The organism is Achromobacter sp. CSND-B12, assembly GCF_052906545.1.
This window is the reverse complement of record NZ_JBREGJ010000001.1, coordinates 4,333,708-4,349,935: the sequence shown is the minus strand read 5'-3', so window position 1 is coordinate 4,349,935 and position 16,228 is coordinate 4,333,708. Positions and strand designations below refer to the sequence as shown.

17 protein-coding genes are annotated in these 16,228 nt (G+C 63.2%); 5 read left to right on the top strand and 12 right to left on the bottom strand.

Translation table 11 applies throughout. The features are described from left to right. Positions 1-101: 101 nt before the first annotated feature. Both ACUTAG_RS20515 and ACUTAG_RS20510 read left to right on the top strand, forming a co-directional pair. Positions 102-770, top strand: coding sequence for a response regulator (locus ACUTAG_RS20515; RefSeq protein ID WP_011347506.1), 669 nt, complete (start codon positions 102-104; stop codon positions 768-770). Beyond that, positions 767-2,125 carry an ATP-binding protein gene (locus ACUTAG_RS20510; RefSeq protein WP_011347507.1) on the top strand — a complete coding sequence of 453 codons (1,359 nt, stop codon included), beginning with the start codon at positions 767-769 and terminating at the stop codon, positions 2,123-2,125. The genes ACUTAG_RS20515 and ACUTAG_RS20510 overlap by 4 nt, the downstream gene beginning before the upstream one ends. Before the next feature lie 63 nt (positions 2,126-2,188). Here ACUTAG_RS20510 and trxB read toward each other — a convergent pair whose 3' ends face one another. The 3 genes from trxB to trxA form a co-directional block, all read right to left on the bottom strand. Beyond that, on the bottom strand, positions 2,189-3,148 hold the full coding sequence (trxB, locus tag ACUTAG_RS20505; RefSeq protein ID WP_011347508.1) for a thioredoxin-disulfide reductase: 960 nt from the start codon (positions 3,146-3,148) through the stop codon (positions 2,189-2,191). A 41-nt stretch (positions 3,149-3,189) separates the two neighbouring features. Then, positions 3,190-3,708 carry a carboxymuconolactone decarboxylase family protein gene (locus tag ACUTAG_RS20500; protein WP_446650289.1) on the bottom strand — a complete coding sequence of 173 codons (519 nt, stop codon included), beginning with the start codon at positions 3,706-3,708 and terminating at the stop codon, positions 3,190-3,192. Between the two features lie 83 nt (positions 3,709-3,791). Beyond that, on the bottom strand, positions 3,792-4,112 hold the full coding sequence (gene trxA, locus ACUTAG_RS20495) for a thioredoxin (RefSeq protein ID WP_011347510.1): 321 nt from the start codon (positions 4,110-4,112) through the stop codon (positions 3,792-3,794). A 190-nt stretch (positions 4,113-4,302) separates the two neighbouring features. On the opposite strand from trxA, the gene ACUTAG_RS20490 reads away from it, so the two are divergent. Then, positions 4,303-4,986, top strand: a complete 684-nt coding sequence (locus ACUTAG_RS20490; protein ID WP_011347511.1) for an ArsR/SmtB family transcription factor — start codon at positions 4,303-4,305, stop codon at positions 4,984-4,986. A gap of 17 nt (positions 4,987-5,003) precedes the next feature. Here ACUTAG_RS20490 and ACUTAG_RS20485 read toward each other — a convergent pair whose 3' ends face one another. The 8 genes from ACUTAG_RS20485 to ACUTAG_RS20450 all read right to left on the bottom strand — a co-directional run bounded on the left by ACUTAG_RS20485 (position 5,004) and on the right by ACUTAG_RS20450 (position 11,755). Continuing rightward, on the bottom strand, positions 5,004-5,648 hold the full coding sequence (locus ACUTAG_RS20485) for a thiol:disulfide interchange protein DsbA/DsbL (protein WP_011347512.1): 645 nt from the start codon (positions 5,646-5,648) through the stop codon (positions 5,004-5,006). A gap of 63 nt (positions 5,649-5,711) precedes the next feature. Then, positions 5,712-6,611: an MBL fold metallo-hydrolase gene (locus ACUTAG_RS20480; RefSeq protein WP_011347513.1), complete on the bottom strand. Its 900-nt coding sequence runs from the start codon at positions 6,609-6,611 to the stop codon at positions 5,712-5,714. Positions 6,612-6,749: 138 nt separating this feature from the next. Next, positions 6,750-7,214, bottom strand: coding sequence for a DsrE family protein (locus ACUTAG_RS20475; RefSeq protein WP_011347514.1), 465 nt, complete (start codon positions 7,212-7,214; stop codon positions 6,750-6,752). A gap of 109 nt (positions 7,215-7,323) precedes the next feature. After that, positions 7,324-8,301, bottom strand: a complete 978-nt coding sequence (gene tehA, locus ACUTAG_RS20470) for a dicarboxylate transporter/tellurite-resistance protein TehA (protein WP_011347515.1) — start codon at positions 8,299-8,301, stop codon at positions 7,324-7,326. Positions 8,302-8,388: 87 nt separating this feature from the next. Next, positions 8,389-8,646: a heavy-metal-associated domain-containing protein gene (locus ACUTAG_RS20465; RefSeq protein WP_011347516.1), complete on the bottom strand. Its 258-nt coding sequence runs from the start codon at positions 8,644-8,646 to the stop codon at positions 8,389-8,391. 158 nt (positions 8,647-8,804) lie between these two features. Beyond that, on the bottom strand, positions 8,805-9,968 hold the full coding sequence (locus ACUTAG_RS20460) for an MFS transporter (RefSeq protein ID WP_200143507.1): 1,164 nt from the start codon (positions 9,966-9,968) through the stop codon (positions 8,805-8,807). A gap of 243 nt (positions 9,969-10,211) precedes the next feature. Beyond that, positions 10,212-11,213 carry a cation diffusion facilitator family transporter gene (locus ACUTAG_RS20455; protein WP_011347529.1) on the bottom strand — a complete coding sequence of 334 codons (1,002 nt, stop codon included), beginning with the start codon at positions 11,211-11,213 and terminating at the stop codon, positions 10,212-10,214. Positions 11,214-11,401: 188 nt separating this feature from the next. After that, on the bottom strand, positions 11,402-11,755 hold the full coding sequence (locus tag ACUTAG_RS20450) for an ArsR/SmtB family transcription factor (RefSeq protein WP_011347528.1): 354 nt from the start codon (positions 11,753-11,755) through the stop codon (positions 11,402-11,404). A gap of 173 nt (positions 11,756-11,928) precedes the next feature. Here ACUTAG_RS20450 and ACUTAG_RS20445 point away from each other — a divergent pair, with 173 nt between their 5' ends. Together ACUTAG_RS20445 and cueR are read left to right on the top strand one after the other, a co-directional pair. Beyond that, positions 11,929-14,424, top strand: coding sequence for a heavy metal translocating P-type ATPase (locus ACUTAG_RS20445; protein ID WP_431521322.1), 2,496 nt, complete (start codon positions 11,929-11,931; stop codon positions 14,422-14,424). Positions 14,425-14,439: 15 nt separating this feature from the next. After that, a complete protein-coding gene (cueR, locus tag ACUTAG_RS20440; RefSeq protein ID WP_011347526.1) occupies positions 14,440-14,919 on the top strand; it encodes a Cu(I)-responsive transcriptional regulator in 480 nt (159 codons plus the stop codon). 73 nt (positions 14,920-14,992) lie between these two features. On the opposite strand, the gene ACUTAG_RS20435 is transcribed toward cueR, so the two are convergent. Beyond that, positions 14,993-16,222 carry an MFS transporter gene (locus ACUTAG_RS20435; protein WP_011347525.1) on the bottom strand — a complete coding sequence of 410 codons (1,230 nt, stop codon included), beginning with the start codon at positions 16,220-16,222 and terminating at the stop codon, positions 14,993-14,995. Positions 16,223-16,228: the final 6 nt, after the last annotated feature.

The following is a 16,228-nucleotide window of genomic DNA, read 5'->3' as shown; positions in this document are numbered from 1 at the left end:
ATTAAGCGAAACTAAAGTGCCGTGAGGGCCTATCTTTTCGCTGACGTGAAAGGGATTTCTGTCCTACCATGAGCATTTGATCGAGGCAAGGTGAAGCGGAAATGCGGGTACTGCTGGTAGAGGATGACGAGTTGATCGGCAAGGGAATCGTCGCCGGTTTGCGAAAGCACGGCATTTCCGTCCAGCATGTCCTCACGGCACAGGACGCGGAAACCGTGCACGCAGAAGAAACCTTTCATGCCTTGGTACTCGATCTCGGTCTGCCCGACCGGGATGGCATGGAATTGCTGGCCAGCATGCGGGCGGTCGAACCGCAGTTGCCCGTCTTGATCCTCACCGCACGCGACGCCATCGAGCACAGGCTCAAGGGGCTGCATGACGGTGCCGACGACTACATGGTCAAGCCGTTCGACCTGCGGGAACTCGCGGCCCGGTTGCACGCGCTGGTCAGGCGCACGCAAGGTCGCGCTGCCCAGGTCATCTCGGCCGGCCCTTTGCGATTGGAGCCGGAGAGCGGGCTGGCCTGGTTCCAGGGCGAGGCCGTCACCTTGTCGCGCCGCGAAGTCGATTTGCTGGCCCATCTCGCCAACGCCGATGGCCGGTGGGTGCCCCCCGACATGCTTAACGAACGCCTGTACGGACTCGGGGAAGAAATCGGCAGCAATGCGCTCAACGTGCATATCCACAACATCCGCCGCAAGCTCGGGGCCGAGGCGATCGAGACGGTTCGCGGACTCGGTTATCGGCTGGGCTGGAGGCTTACGTCATGAGCCTGCGCCTTCGCGCCGTTCTGATCGCCGGCATTTCGCTGCTGGTTCTGTGGAGCGCTGCCGCGGGCTGGATGATGCGCGGCGTTCATTCCAATCTCGACCGAACGCTCGACGGTCGCCTTGCCATGTCGGCACGCATGGTGTCGGGGCTTCTTGAACGCGCGGCACTGGCCCCCAACTCGGCCTCCACCGACTTCACCGAGGCCGTGCGCGTCAGCGGCAAGGAAGGCATCGCATGCGAAATTCGATCCCTGCGTGGGGAGATCCTGGCACGCACGACCACTGGACCTCATTCGGAATTTGAGTCGCTGCCGACAGGCTTCAGTACGCGGGAGGTTCTGGGGCACCAGTGGCGGGTCTACGTTCTTCGTGCCGATGGCTATCAGATCACTACGGCCGATCGCGTGGATCAGCGGGACATGCTGATCAACGAATTGCTGAGCGTGGCTGGCGTACCGTTCGTGATCGCCTTCCTCGGCGGCTTGGCTGCGCTTTGGATCGGCATCGGCCGGGGGCTGTCCCCGCTGAAGGCGCTTTCACAGCAGTTGCGCGACAAGCATGCGGACGATACATCCCCGATCGCCGTCAACCACTCGCCCTCCGAACTGCGTCCGGTTCTGGATGCGATGAATGGGCTTCTCAGGCGCTTGGCACGGGCGCTCTCCAGCCAACGGGCATTCACCGATGCCGCGGCGCACGAACTGCGCACGCCGCTGACCGTAATCGACACGCACCTGCAGGTAGCCAGGATCAGCGAGGGCGACGAGGTGGCGTCCTCGCTTTCCAGTGCAGAGGAAGGGGTGAAGCGACTGCGGCGCACGCTGGACCAGATGATGACCCTGGCCCGTGCCGAGGCACCTGCCGATAAAGCGGACGGCTGCACCTGCGTGGCCGATTGTGTCCGTGGCGTGCTGGGGCAATGGAACGCCGACGAAGGCAAGCGCCTGTCGCTGACCGTCAACGGCGAAAGCATCGGAACTCCAGTGCCCAGGTCGATGCTGGAAACGGCGGTTCGCAACCTGGTTGACAATGCGATGCGCTATTCGCCCCAAGATGCCGTGATCGATGTCAGCGTGCTCTTGGAACAGGATGCGCCGCGGTGCTTGATCACTGTATCGGACCGTGGCCCTGGCCTCACTACCGAGCAGGCAGCGCAAATCGGCCAGCGCTTTTGGCGTGGCGACCAGGGCCGGAACAGCAAGGATGGGTCAGGCCTGGGCATTTCGATCGTGCGTGCGATTGCGGCGCGTTTCGGTGGCAGTCTTGAATTGAGGCCAAGGGATGGAGGCGGCCTGATCGCGGAGATTTCCCTGCCGGGAACAAACGCACCGAGGGACAGCACTTTCCCTGGATAGAGGCTCGATGCCTCGATGCAAGGGGTTGATCGCCTGCCTCTCCATCCGGCCATGGCGCGTTCCTTATCGGACAACGGCCGAGTCGAGGAATCGCTCCGCGTCCAGTGCCGCCATGCAGCCGAAGCCGGCCGAGGTAATGGCCTGACGGTAGTGCTGGTCGGCCACGTCGCCGGCGGCGAACACGCCTTCCACCGAGGTCTGGGTGGCGTTGCCGCCCAAGCCGGAACGGATTTCCAGGTAGCCGTTGTTCATCGCCAACTGGCCCTTGAACAGCTCGGTGTTCGGGCTGTGGCCGATAGCGACGAAGAAGCCGTGGGCGTCGATGTCGCGGGTGCTGCCGTCCAGGGTGGACTTCACCCGCACCCCGGTCACGCCCATGTCGTTGCCCAGCACCTCGTCCACCTCGTGGTGCCAGACGGTCTCGACCTTGCCGGCGGCGACCTTGGCGAACAGCTTGTCCTGCATGATCTTCTCCGCGCGCAGGGTGTCGCGGCGGTGCACCAGGTAGACCTTGCGGGCGATGTTGGACAGGTACAGGGCCTCCTCGACCGCGGTGTTGCCGCCGCCGACCACGATCACGTCCTGGTCCTTGTAGAAGAAGCCGTCGCAGGTGGCGCAGGCCGAGACGCCGCGGCCCTTGAACGCCTCCTCGGACGGAATGCCCAGGTACTTGGCGGTGGCGCCGGTGGCGATGATCAGCGCGTCGCAGGTGTACTGCGCGCTGTCGCCGGTCAGGGTGAACGGGCGCTTGGACAGATCGGCGGTGTGGATGTGGTCGAATACCACCTCGGTCTCGAAGCGCTCGGCATGGGCCTGCATGCGCGTCATCAGGTCCGGCCCCATCAGCCCATGGGCATCGCCCGGCCAGTTGTCCACCTCGGTGGTGGTCATGAGCTGGCCGCCCATTTGCAGGCCGGTGAGAACCAATGGCTTGAGGTTGGCACGGGCGGCGTAGACCGCGGCGGTCCAGCCGGCCGGCCCGGAGCCGAGAATGATGAGCTGATGGTGTGTTGCCATGGTCATGATGAGTGTCGGTTGATCAATTGGAAGGCGGGTCGGCATGCTCAGATCGCAAGGGCGACCAAGAAGCGGGACACCATGTTGTAGGCGGCGACCGTCGCGACCGCCTCTACCGTCTGCTGCTCTCCGAAGAAGGCCTTGAGCTTCTCGATGACGGCAGCATCGACTTCGACGTTGCGGGTGGACTGGTCCGTCAGTTCCAGCAGCGCTCGCTCCTTGCCGTCGAAAAGCGAAGCGATACCGTCGGCGCGCATCGCATCGCATTTTTCTGGCGTGCCCCCGGCCTGCAGGTAGGCGGGCTTGTGGACATTCCACTCGAATTCGGCCCGGTTGAGCACGGCAACGCGGCACATGATGAGTTCTCGGTATTCGAGGGGCAGCTCAAACTCTGCCCGCACGCGACCGAGCAAACCGTTCCAGCCGGTCGCCAGGGGAAAGCTCTTGAGCAAGACGCGATCGATACCGATCAGCTCGCCGTTCGGGCGACGGGCTTGCATGTTTTCCAGAAGCTCGGGGGGAGCGTTATCGCCGTCCTGCCAAGGTTTCACTTTTACATGGGTCATTGGTGTTGTTCTCTATGGGCGGTCGGGGGGCTGCAGGTGCGCTACGGCCGACGCGGTGATGCCGAGCGGTCGCACCGTCCGGTTCAATCGAGGTGGTTGTTGATGAAGCGAAGGACGTTGGGCTTGGGCGCTGCGCCGGTCATCCGGTCGATCACCTGGCCATCCTTGAACAGCACCACCGTTGGGATGCTCTGCACGCCGAAGCGGCCAGCCAATTCCGGGGCCTGGTCGATATCGACCTCGCCGAAGTGCGCGCGATCCTGCATGTCGCGGGCGACGTCCTTGAAGATCGGGGACATCACCCTGCACGGGCCGCACCATTCGGCCCAGAAGCGGACGGCATAGACGCCGGGCACCTGGCCGAGCGTCGTATCGAAATTGTCGTTGTTCAGCTCTTGAAGCATGGGGGGTCCTGAAGTTGGAAAGGAGTCACTGGCGCAGCCAGTGCGGATCGCTGCAAGCAGAGAGGCTTGGTTGAGCAGCGGATGGGAGGGATGGCTGCCGGTTGCGGCAGTCGTGCGCGGGCGGGGATATGCTTTGCAATATACGTTCAATTATTTGATTGAATGATAGTGCGATGGTATCGTGGCGTCAATGAACCCGCCCGCCCACATCGACGGCAGCAGCCGTCTGGACCCATTGGCCGAAGTCGCCAAGACCTTGGGGCATCCGCATCGCCTGGCGCTGCTGGAGCAGATCGTGCGAGGGGAAAGGTCGGTCGAGAAACTGGCCGAGTTGACCGGGATCACGGTGGCGAACGCCTCTCAGCACCTTCAGCACCTGAAGCGTGCTGGCTGCGTGCAGACGCGGCGCGATGGCAAGCACATGCTCTATCGCCTCGGGCCGGGACCGTTGGCCTCGGTGGTCGTGGCGCTGCATGACTACGTGGAGTTCCAGCATTCCCGCATCCGCGAGGCCATCGCCGATAGCCGTCAACGGCCCCAGGAGATGGAATCGGTCTCGATCGACGGCCTGCTTGATCGCATGGATGAAGGGGCCGTGGTGCTGCTGGACATTCGCGGCGATGAGGAGTTCGCGCAGGCTCATTTGCCGGGCGCGATCAATATCCCGCTGGAGCAACTGGCCGACAGGATCGGTGAACTGTCCCGGGATACGGAGGTCGTGGCCTACTGCCGCGGTCCGTACTGTGTGCTATCCATGCAGGCCGTGAGCATCTTGCAGGCTCACGGGATGCAGGCCACGCCACTGGCGGGGGGCGTGCCCGAATGGCGGGCGGCGGGCCTTGCGCTGCAAGGCAGCACCGGCCCCGTCTCCTGAGCAGTACCGGGCAATCCTCACGCCCGGCTTGCTTCCCGAATCAGGAAACTGGTTACCTGAAGCGCGCGCTCGGGGCTGCCGGCGGTTTCTCCGTCCGCGTACCAACGTCCGGCGATGCCTAGCGCCGGCACACCCGCCACCTTGAAATCACTGGTCGTCTGCGTTGCGCGTTTGGCTCTGGTCATGGTCGAGAACGAGTGATACGCCTCGGCGAACTTCTTGCCGTCCAGTCCAGGTTGCTTGTCGGCCCAAGCTAAGATGGCATCGTCGCCGAACAGGCGTTGGTGCTCTTGATGGATGGCCCGGAAGATCCTGGGTCGGAATTCGTCCTCTTTGCCCAGAGCCTGCAGTGCGTAGTACATGCGCTGTTTGGCTTCCACGTCACTGCCTACAAAGGGCACAGGAACGCGCCGGAAGGATGCGATGGAGGGAAGTTGCCTCGTCCAGATTTCGAGCTGCGGCTCGAAGGCAGCGCAGTGCGGACAGTTGTACGAGAAGAACTCAATGACCTCCACCTTGCCAGGCGGCGCATCGACCGGCACGGGTTTGTCCAGCTCCAGGAAATCCTTGCCCGCTTTGAAAGCCTCTTGGGCGGAAACGCTATTGGCCAGCGGCGCCAAGGGCACCATCGCAGCGGCAATCAGAAAATGACGTCGTTTCATGCGGGGGGTATCTCCAGGGTCGGGACTGCTCCGATACCACTGTCGGTCTGGTGAAAGGGCCATTCAGAAGCTGTAGCTTTCGCCATCATCGGGAACGAGGACTCGCTGAGGGTCGAGCGATTTCTCCTTGATGTAATCCTTCAGTTCCTGCCGGCTTTGCGTCGCATGGTTCAGGGATTCCAAGTGCACCGCCACGATATAAGCGCCAGGGGCGGCTTGATTCACTCGATATAGATCCTCTTTGCCCATGATGATGGCGCCATCGATATCGTTGAATCGCACATAGCCCGCGTTCAGGACGATGACGTCCGGGCGGTATGTGGCGAGAGCGTCCTGGACGTGGGTATTCCAGACGGTATCGCCAGCCACGTAGAGCGACTTGAAGCCTGGGCGCTGGAAGACCACGCCAGACACCGTGCCCAGAAGTTTCCCGCGGACGGCCATTGCAGCGTCGCTGCCATGCTGGCCGCTTGTCTTGATCAGGCGGACTCCCTTGAATTCGGTTGCCTCATTCAAGACGCGCACGTCCCGAAAGCCGGAGCCTCGGATCGTCCTGGCATCCTCATCGTTCTGCGCAAAGATCGGCATGTCTTTCGGGATGCGTTCTTTGGCCTCGTTGTCCCAATGATCGAAGTGCAGATGCGTGACGATTACCGCATCCACGTCGATCACTTTTTCAAGGGGTATGGGAAGGTCTACGGTAGGGTTGCGGATTTCGCTGTTGAAGCTTCCCGGTGCCGCGGGATATGAGCCTTTTTTCGCCAGCATCGGATCGACCAGAAACCTGACGTCGCCGTAGTCGATCTTGATCGTCGCGTTCCTTATCTGCTGCAGCACAAACGATTTCGTTCCAGCACTGGACGCTGGTGCCGATTCGGCGGACGCGCTGGCAGCAGCTCCTGCGGCGATAAAGCCCGCAATGAGCAGGCTTGCATATTTGCGTATCAGTTCTTTCATGGACATGGATAGGGTTCTCCTGAAGTAATGGCTTGGCGAAGTGAATTGCACAGCCGCGAGCCCGGATATTTGCCGGGCCCACCAAGCCGAAAAAGTGAACGAAAGCGGTTTCCCGGCAAACATCCGTGCCCAGTTCAATAGGAACTAGATGTGCAAGGTGTTGTATCCCTTGTCCTTAAGCTCAAGCAGATGGATGGTTCCGCTTCGGGTTGTGCTCAGTCTCTTGTCCAGTTGGTCCTTCGTGACCCCGAACACGGCCATCGCGTTCTCGCAGACAACGATCTTGGCACCGTAGTCCTCGCTTTTTGCAAACCACTCGGCCAGTGAATGGTCGTTTGCAAGATCCTTGACCACCGCGCCTACGGCCACGATTTCAAAGGTCAGTCCTTTCTTCTTCACGTCCATTTGCTTGGCGGTCAACACCGCGGCCTTGAAGTGCAGCACGTCCGAAACCATCAGCGCGAACTTGGTGGAGGTGCCTTCATAGGGAATTACGATGTCCGGCATCTTGTTGATGTCGGGCATCTGCGGGCCTTGGGCAAAGCCGTTCGTTGGGGAGGCGAAAAAAGCCAGTACTGCAAGAAGGAGGGAAAAGACTGTTGTTTTCATTTTTCGTTTCCTCGCGTGGTGAAAGAGAACTGGCCAAAAGCCGGATGCTGGGCTGGTCCGATTAAGCGAAAATAAAGCCGTGCCTGGGGGGCTGGACCGCCGGCCATCTTCATCGCTGTCCCCCGGTAGCCCGTTGCGGTGTGTCCTTGCTTGTAATGAGCAGGTGGACCGTCCGTATGACCAGGTAGCCGATGAACACGTTGGCGCCGACGAAAACCGGCACGGCCAGAACCTGTGCCGAATGGATGCCGGCCTGTGCCAGCTTCAGGCCGCTGACGGTTGCAGCGGCCACACCGAACGTATAGGCCCAGTAGGCGGGGATGAAGGGCTGCACGCCCAACCAAAGGCCAAGGCGCAGGCCAAGCAATAGCTGGAAAAGGCCATAGCCCCACAGCATGAGAAGCCAGTGGTCCGTGCTGCCGGGAGACAGGGCCAGCCAGGCCATGGCGCAAACGACGGGTGGCGCGAATTGAATACCAATCAGCGGACGTTGCGGCGCCGGTATCGATGTCGAGTGCCATAGGCGATGGATGACCAGGGATTCGAGGGCCAGCCACGAGAAGAATCCCGCGCCCAGGAAAATCCATCCCCAATCAGCGCTGCCTAGCGCGCCCAGCGCGGCCGCCGTGGTGAGATTTCCTGCGACCGTGGGCAGGTACAAGGTCGGAAGCATGTCCTCCGAGTTCCTCCCGCCTTGCCAGAGCGTGCCGGTGTGCCAAAGCGCGAAGCCGATATTCCAGGCAATGCCGCCGATCGTCAGGAGCCACGCAAGGGCCATGGAATACGGGATCACCGCGATGGCGATGAGCAAGGTGGAAACCGCGATCAGTGCGGGCGTTCCACCCTGGACCGGATGCAGGAACTCGGCCTTTGCCGCCTCGAAATTCCGAATCGACTGCCAGACGTAGCCGATGATGAGCGCAGCCCAGATCAGTCCGGCCATCGCGAGCAGGGCTTCGCCAATGGCAGAAGGCAAATGCCAGAGCTGCACAGCGGAGCGCCAGGCCTGTCCCAGGCCGGCGACTCCAAGGACGACCCCAAAATACGATGCCGGAATTTGCCTCCGCTTGATGCGATGGGCTTCCATCTCCAGACCCCTATCGTTCACAGGTGGTCTAGGCCCGCTGCGCAGCGCCGCCGAGGAGTCGGCGAGCCTGATGACGGTCAAGCGGTGTCACTTGCCGCCGCCGCAGCAGGTCTTCGCCGAAGCCGATGCGGCGGCGCGGTTTTGTTCGATCAGGACGGGGGTATAACCCGCATCGGCGATGGCGTCCTGGAGTTCCTTCGGATCAGCGCTACTCGATTCGATTTGCACCAGGCTCTGGCTTTGATCGATGGTGAACTTGGCATCCTGATCCGCTGCCTTCAGCGCCTTCGTGATCATGCTGACGCAGTGCCCGCAGGTCATGTCCTTGACTTCAAAACTGATCATGAGATTTCTCCAATGGAGTTACTGGTAGGGAACTGGCACTGTGGGCCTTGTCACGGTGGGAAGGTCAAGGGGTATTTTTTCTCGGTAATCCATGCCGCCAGATGCCGCGCGTCGCTGGTCCAGAAGTGACCTGCGGCACGATATGCAATGGTTTCGGATCATCCGATCCGCTGCTTGCGCACGGGGATCACGGTGGCAAGGCCAACGGCTGCCGAGAGAGCGAACATCGCAGTCTTCGGGATCGCGGGCGCAAGGACGTTGACGAGGATGGGCCAGAAGAATCCGCTGTATGCGAGCACGTAGAAGATGCCGGTGAGCAGCGAGCGGTCTTCAATTCGAGCGATGAGCGGGATTGCCCGCAGGCCAGCGGTGAGCAGGAACCCGTAGGCGCAACCCAGAAGCACAGCCGCGGGGAACAACAGAGGCGTGTACCGAGTAAATTCCATTCCCGCACCGGCGATCATGCCGAGGCACAGAAGCACCAGGCCGCCGACGAATGCGGTGCCGAGTCCCTGGCGTAGCGCCAGCCGCGAAGCGACCGGCTGCACCAGGACGCCGCTCAGCAAGGTCAAGGCGGCTACGGCCCCCGTTGCGGCAATGCCGGCCTCCCCGAGATCCGCGGTCTGCGGGAGCACGACAATGGCTGCGGCTATGCTTCCGAACACCCAGGGAGCGGTGGGAAGCACCAGGCGAAGAAATAGCGGGTTCCGAAGCGCCGCGCCGATTGTCGGCCGGTTCTTCGCCGACGTGCGCGGCGCGGTCTCCGGGGCGGACCAGACGATCGGAGCGACACAAAGCATCAGTCCGATATGGACGAGATACGGAAGCGCTGCAGGGAGGATCAGCCATTGAGCCAGTCCGCCCGACACCAGCGGCCCCAGTGCGAAGCCGCTGGTAAGCGCGACCGCCGTCAGGATGGGGGCCGACCGTCGGGAGCCGGAGCGGTCGTTCAACTCGCTGAGCCACACCGTTCCTGGACCAAAGGCAGCGCCGGCAGCAAGGCCGACGATCACTCTGCCGAGGGCGAGCAGCCCGAAGGAGCTGCCGGCGAATAGCAGCACGCCGGAGCCGACGATCGACACGAGGATCACCGCCCGCATCAGGTTGCGTCGCCCCCAACGGTCCGACAGCCGCGCACCGAAGAGCAAGGACGGAAAGAGCCCGAGCCAGTAGGCGGCGAACACCACGGCGATGGCGGTACCGCTGAGGACCTTCGCGTAGACGAGGAGCATCGGGGCGAACATGTTCGCTCCCCATCCGACGGCGAACATCGCAACGGCGGGACGGTACGGGCTCTTTGAGGTGATTTGCTGTTCTTGCATGCCGATCCTGGTGGTGCGACGCCACAGGTTCGGTTCAACGAACGGGAAGGATTTCGAGTGCGGGCGTGTCGAATCGACCCGTTCACCTCAATCGGCCGGATTTCGGCGATGCCTGGCGACGCCCTGCGATGGTCGGCCTTGCCATCGTTGGAATGTCAACGGGGGCGTGGAAACACGGTCATGCGTCACTGCGGCCAGGCGGGACATCGTCCCCGCCCAAACCGTGGTTTTCCTTGCATTGCTTCAATGCCGGTGACCGAACGCCGGGTGATCGTGGTCGTGGTCGTGGTCGTGCCGCCCCGGACTCTGGCGCAGATTGCAGGCGTTCTCGTCCACCTCCGAGTTCCAGTCGATCGCAACGGTGGCGTGCTGGATGTTGAACTGCTCGCGTAGTGCCTTGTTGACGAGCTTGACCACCGCCTTGGCTTCATCGTCGCTCTGCGGACGGATGTGCAGCGTTGCCATCGTCCGGCCGGAGGTGAGCTGCCACACATGGACATGGCTGACGGCCGCCAAGCCGGGCACGGCGCCCAGCAATCCACGCTCCACCTTCTCTGGAGAAGCGTCCTCGGGCGCGCCTTCCAGCAGGATGTGCAGCGACTTGGCCAACAGCTTCCAGGCACTGCGCAGGATCAGTGCTGCCACGGCCACCGAGAGGATGGGATCGATGGGCGTCCAGCCCGTGTAATAGACCACGATCGCAGCGACGATCGCGCCCACCGAGCCCAGCAGGTCGCCCATTACATGCAGGATGACCCCCTTGACGTTGACGTGGTCGGTCTCGCCGCGCGTCATGATCCACAACACCAGGAAATTGACCAGCAGGCCGACGATGGCCACGATCAGCATGGGGCCGGCCAGGATTTCAGGCGGCGCGAAGAAGCGCTGCCAGGCTTCGTATGCGATCCAGCCCACGATGGCGAACAGCGTCACGGCGTTCACGAATCCGGCGATCACCTCGAAGCGTAGATAGCCGAAGGTGCGCTTGCTGTCGGCAGCGCGCCGGCCGAACCGGAATGCGGCATAGGCCAGGGCCAACGCCGCCGCATCGGTCAGCATGTGGCCTGCATCGGCCATCAGGGCGAGGGAGCCAGAGAAGGCTCCGCCGAGCGCCTCCACCACCATGAAGGTGAAGATCAGGACGAAGGACAGCAGCACCTTGCGCTCGTTCGTGCTGGTGACGGTCGGCGCGTGCGAATGGTCGTGGTCATGACTGTGACCATGATGAGAGTGGGAGTGGGACATCGGGGGCCTCGGCCGCTTGGATTGACGATGCAAGAAAATATAACACATGAACATATGTTCATATGAACTATATGAATCAAGCTCGCTCGCAACGTGGCGGCGGTATCCGGGGCATAAGGCTTGGGGTTGGGCAACAGCGACCCTCGACGGGCCGCTGTTTGGCATGACCGACCTGGCGTCGCGCCCGGCTATTCGTCGCCGTGGTCTTCGGCGATGTGGATGGCCATATCCAGCAGCACGTGGCTCACGTGCTTGTCCGCCACTTCGTAGAAGATCTGCTTGGCTTGGCGCACGCCTTTGACCAGGCGAGCCCCGCGCAGCAGGCGCAGATGGTGGCTCACCAGCGATTGCGAGAGTTCGAGGCTTTCCGCGATGTCGCCCACCGCGGACGGCCCTTTCATGCAGAACAGCAGGATGCGCAGCCGCGACGGATCGCCCAGCAGCCGGAACGTCTCGGCCAGGATGGTCACGTCGTTGCCGGACAGCGATGCCAGATCGATGCTACTGCGGGGACTGTCGGTTGATTTCTTGCTTTTGGTCATTTCTCGGAGACTCCTATCCTTGGAAGGTCGTCCCTGCCTTCCCGGGACCGACGAAGCTGCGGCCATCGACAGGGAACGGTGCCCATCTGCAACATAGTGCTTTACCTTCCCACGATGGTAAGCCGCAAGCTATGCCCATGTCGAACTTCAACTGTGGAAAGTAAACCATGAGCATGCCAAGCATCTCAGATAGCCGGGCCGCGTTAGCCCCTATCAGTCTGCCCATCGAGGGCATGACCTGCGCGAGCTGTGTCGGCCGCGTGGAGGCTGCCCTGACCAAGGTCGAGGGCGTGGACAGCGTGTCCGTCAACCTTGCCACCGAGAAAGCGGAGATCCGCCTGGCCGGCCCGGTGGATCGCGCGGCGCTGATCCAGGCCGTGGAGAAGGTGGGCTACGAGGTGCCTGCCAGCGTCGTGGAGCTGGCGGTCGAGGGCATGACCTGCGCCTCGTGCGTGGGCCGTGTCGAAAAGGCACTTAAGGCGGTGCCCGGCGTTGCAGAGGCTGCCGTTAACCTTGCGACCGAGCGCGCCACCGTGCGCGGAACGGCCTCGATGGATGCCTTGGTGGCCGCGGTCCAGAAAGCCGGCTACGAAGCCAGGGCTGTCGATAACAGCGCCCAGGCCGACGACGAGGCTGCGGAGAAGAAAGACGCCGAACGGGCCGGACTCAAGCGCGACCTGATCCTGGCCGCCGTGCTGGCGCTGCCGGTGTTCGTGCTCGAAATGGGCTCGCACCTGGTCCCCGGGGTGCACCATTGGATCAAGTCCACCATCGGCATCCAGCAGAGCTGGTATCTGCAGTTCGTGCTGACGGCGCTGGTGCTGGCCTTCCCTGGACGGCGCTTCTACACGAAAGGCTTCCCGGCCCTGATGCGCCTGGGGCCGGACATGAATTCGCTGGTCGCGGTCGGCACGGCCGCGGCGTTCGGCTACTCGGTGGTGGCTACCTTCCTTCCCAACCTGCTGCCGGCGGGAACGGTCAACGTCTACTACGAAGCAGCCGCGGTCATCGTGGCGCTGATCCTGCTCGGGCGGTTCCTGGAGGCGCGCGCCAAAGGCCGCACCTCGGAGGCCATCAAGCGGCTGGTCAAGCTGCAGGCCAAGGAAGCGCACGTGCTGCGCGATGGCCGCGCGGTGGATATCCCGATCCAGGATGTGGCGTTGGGCGACATGGTGGAGGTGCGTCCTGGCGAACGGGTGCCGGTCGATGGCGAAGTGACCGACGGCCGCAGCTTCGTGGACGAGTCGATGATCACCGGCGAGCCGATCCCCGTCGAGAAGACGATCGGCAGCACGGTGGTCGGCGGCACCGTCAACCAGAAGGGGGCGCTGACGCTGCGCGCCACCGCCGTGGGTGGTCAGACGATGCTCGCGCAGATCATCCGCTTGGTCGAACAGGCGCAAAGCTCCAAGCTGCCGATCCAGGCCGTGGTGGACAAGGTGACACTGTGGTTCGTGCCGGCGGTGATGCTGGCAGCGACGCTGACCTTCTTGGCCTGGCTCATCTTCGGGCCGTCCCCGGCGCTGACCTTCGCACTGGTCAACGCGGTGGCCGTGCTGATCATTGCCTGCCCCTGCGCCATGGGGCTGGCCACGCCCACGTCAATCATGGTCGGCACCGGCCGGGGCGCGGAAATGGGCGTGCTGTTCCGCAAGGGCGAGGCGCTACAGTTGCTTCGGGACGCCAAGGTGGTCGCGGTGGACAAGACCGGCACGCTCACCGAAGGCCGCCCGGTGCTCACCGACCTGGAGATCGCGCCCGGCTTCGACCGCAGGCAGGTACTCATGCAGGTCGCTGCCGTGGAATCGCGTTCCGAGCACCCGATCGCCCGGGCCATCGTCGAATCTGCGACGGAGGGAGGCACCACGCTGCCGACCATGGCCGATTTCGATTCGGTCACCGGCATGGGGGTGCGCGCCACCGTGGATGGGGTTCGTGTCGAAGTGGGTGCCGATCGCTTCATGCGCGAATTGGGTTTGGACGTCGGCGGCTTCGCCGGAACGGCCGAGCGGCTGGGCAACGAAGGCAAGTCGCCTCTGTATGCCGCCATCGACGGCCGGCTGGCCGCCATCATCGCGGTTGCCGATCCGATCAAGTCCAGCACGCCCGCCGCCATCGCGGCCCTGCACCAGCTCGGCCTGAAGGTGGCGATGATCACCGGCGACAACGCGCGCACGGCGCAGGCCATCGCCAGGCAATTGGGCATCGACGAGGTGGTGGCCGAGGTGCTGCCCGAGGGCAAGGTCGAGGCGGTGCGCCGGCTGAAGGCCACCCACGGCCAGATCGCCTATGTGGGCGACGGCATCAACGATGCGCCTGCGCTGGCCGAGGCCGACGTGGGTCTGGCGATCGGCACCGGCACCGATGTGGCAGTGGAATCGGCCGACGTGGTGCTGATGTCCGGCAACCTGCAGGGCGTGCCCAATGCCATCGCGCTGTCCAAGGCCACCATCGGCAACATCCGCCAGAACCTGTTCTGGGCCTTCGCCTACAACACGGCGCTGATCCCCGTGGCCGCCGGGGCGTTGTACCCGGCCTGGGGCGTGCTGCTGTCGCCGGTATTCGCCGCTGCGGCCATGGGCATGTCGAGCGTGTTCGTGCTCGGCAACGCACTGCGCCTGCGCCGCTTCCAGCCGCCGCTGGATACGGCCTCCGCGGCTTCACACTGAGAAAGGAGGACGACCATGAACATCGGTGAAGCGTCCACGGCATCGAAGGTCTCGGCCAAGATGATCCGCTACTACGAGGAAATCGGCCTGATCCCGCCGGCGAACCGAACCGACGCGGGCTACCGCGCCTACACGCAGTCCGATGTGCACCGGCTGCATTTCATCCGGCGCGCGCGTGATCTCGGATTCTCGGTCGCCGAGATCAGGGACCTGCTGGGCCTTTGGAACAACAAGTCGCGCCAGAGCAGCGACGTCAAGCGCCTGGCCCAAGAGCACATCGAGGACCTTGAGCGACGCATCGAGAGCATGTTGCAGATGGCCGAGACGCTTAAGACGCTGATCAGTTGCTGCGCGGGCGATGACCGGCCTGACTGCCCCATCCTGCATACCCTTGAGCAGCCGGACGACAACGATGGAGAACCCGAGGCGCGCACGGGGGCAGTGCAACGCCGACGGCGCACTCCTGCATCAAAGAAGGGCTCACGAGCACGCTGAGGACGTCGGGCGGGACAGGAACTCTCCATCAGGATCAGTGAAATGTTCCTGCCGCTGAGCGACTAGAGCGTCCTTAGCCAGCGAGAGATACGGGTTTCCTCCTCAAGGCGACCGCCAGCGACAGCACGGCCAATGCCAGAGGAATGAAAGACACCCAGAGTACCGTGGTCCAGCCATAGGTACTGAGCAATCCACCGGACAAGAAGGAGCCTACGGCCATCAATCCAAAGACGATGAAATCGTTGAGGGATTGAACCCGTGTCTTTTCCTCGGGGCGGTGGCATTCCAGGACCATCGCGGATGCTCCCAGAAAGCCGAAGTTCCACCCCAGGCCCAGCAGGATCAGCGTTGCCCAGAAATGGGCGACGTCGATACCTGCAAGGCCCACGGCAGCGGAGAGCCCGGTCAGCAGCAGACCCACGGTTGCCACGCGGCCCGCGCCGAAGCGTTTGATCAGGCTTCCGGTAAAGAAGCTCGGCCCGTACATGGCGATGACGTGCCATTGAATTCCCTGGTTGGCCGATTCCTGCGAATGGCCGCACATGTGCATCGCCAGCGGCGCGGCCGTCATCAGGAAGTTCATCAGCATGTAGGTCACCGCGCCGGTGATGGCCGCCGCAACGAAGCGCGGTTGTCGCGCAATCACCGCCAGCGGCCTGCCTCCGGCCACCTCGGCCGCCGTGGGCATCGGCAACCGAACCCCCAGCAGGATGAGCGCCGACACCGCTGCGACAGCGCCTTGTGCGAGGAAGGTGGCCGCAAACATGTAGGGCGGCCACATGTTCATCGTGTAGTTCACGAGCTGCGGCCCCACGACTCCGGCCGCAACGCCGCCCGCCATGACGAGCGATAGCGCACGCGCACGCCGATCCGGTGCCACGCCGTCAGCCGCCGCGAATCGGAAGGTCAGCACTACGGCGGCGTAGCCGCCACCCAGGAAGGTTGCCAGGCAGAACAGCCAGAACGAGCCGATGATGACCGCGAGCATGCCCAGCAGCCCAGTCAGCACGCCGGCCCCGGTTCCCACGAGGAAGGCTGTGCGACGCCCGTGACGCCGGGCTATCGCTCCCGCAGGCAAGATGCACGCGGCCATGCCCACCACGAAGATCGAGATGGGCAAGGTAGCCAACACGGGAACCGGCGCGAGCATGTCGCCGACGATTGCCCCGGTGGCGTAAAGCACGGTCGAGTTGGCCCCCGCCAGCGCCTGCGCGATGGAAAGGCGCCAGATGTTTCCGCTCTGCACTTTCTCGGGCAGTTCGTCCGAAGCGCCTCCGATGGAGGCTGTACCGTTATCTGTCATAAGTTC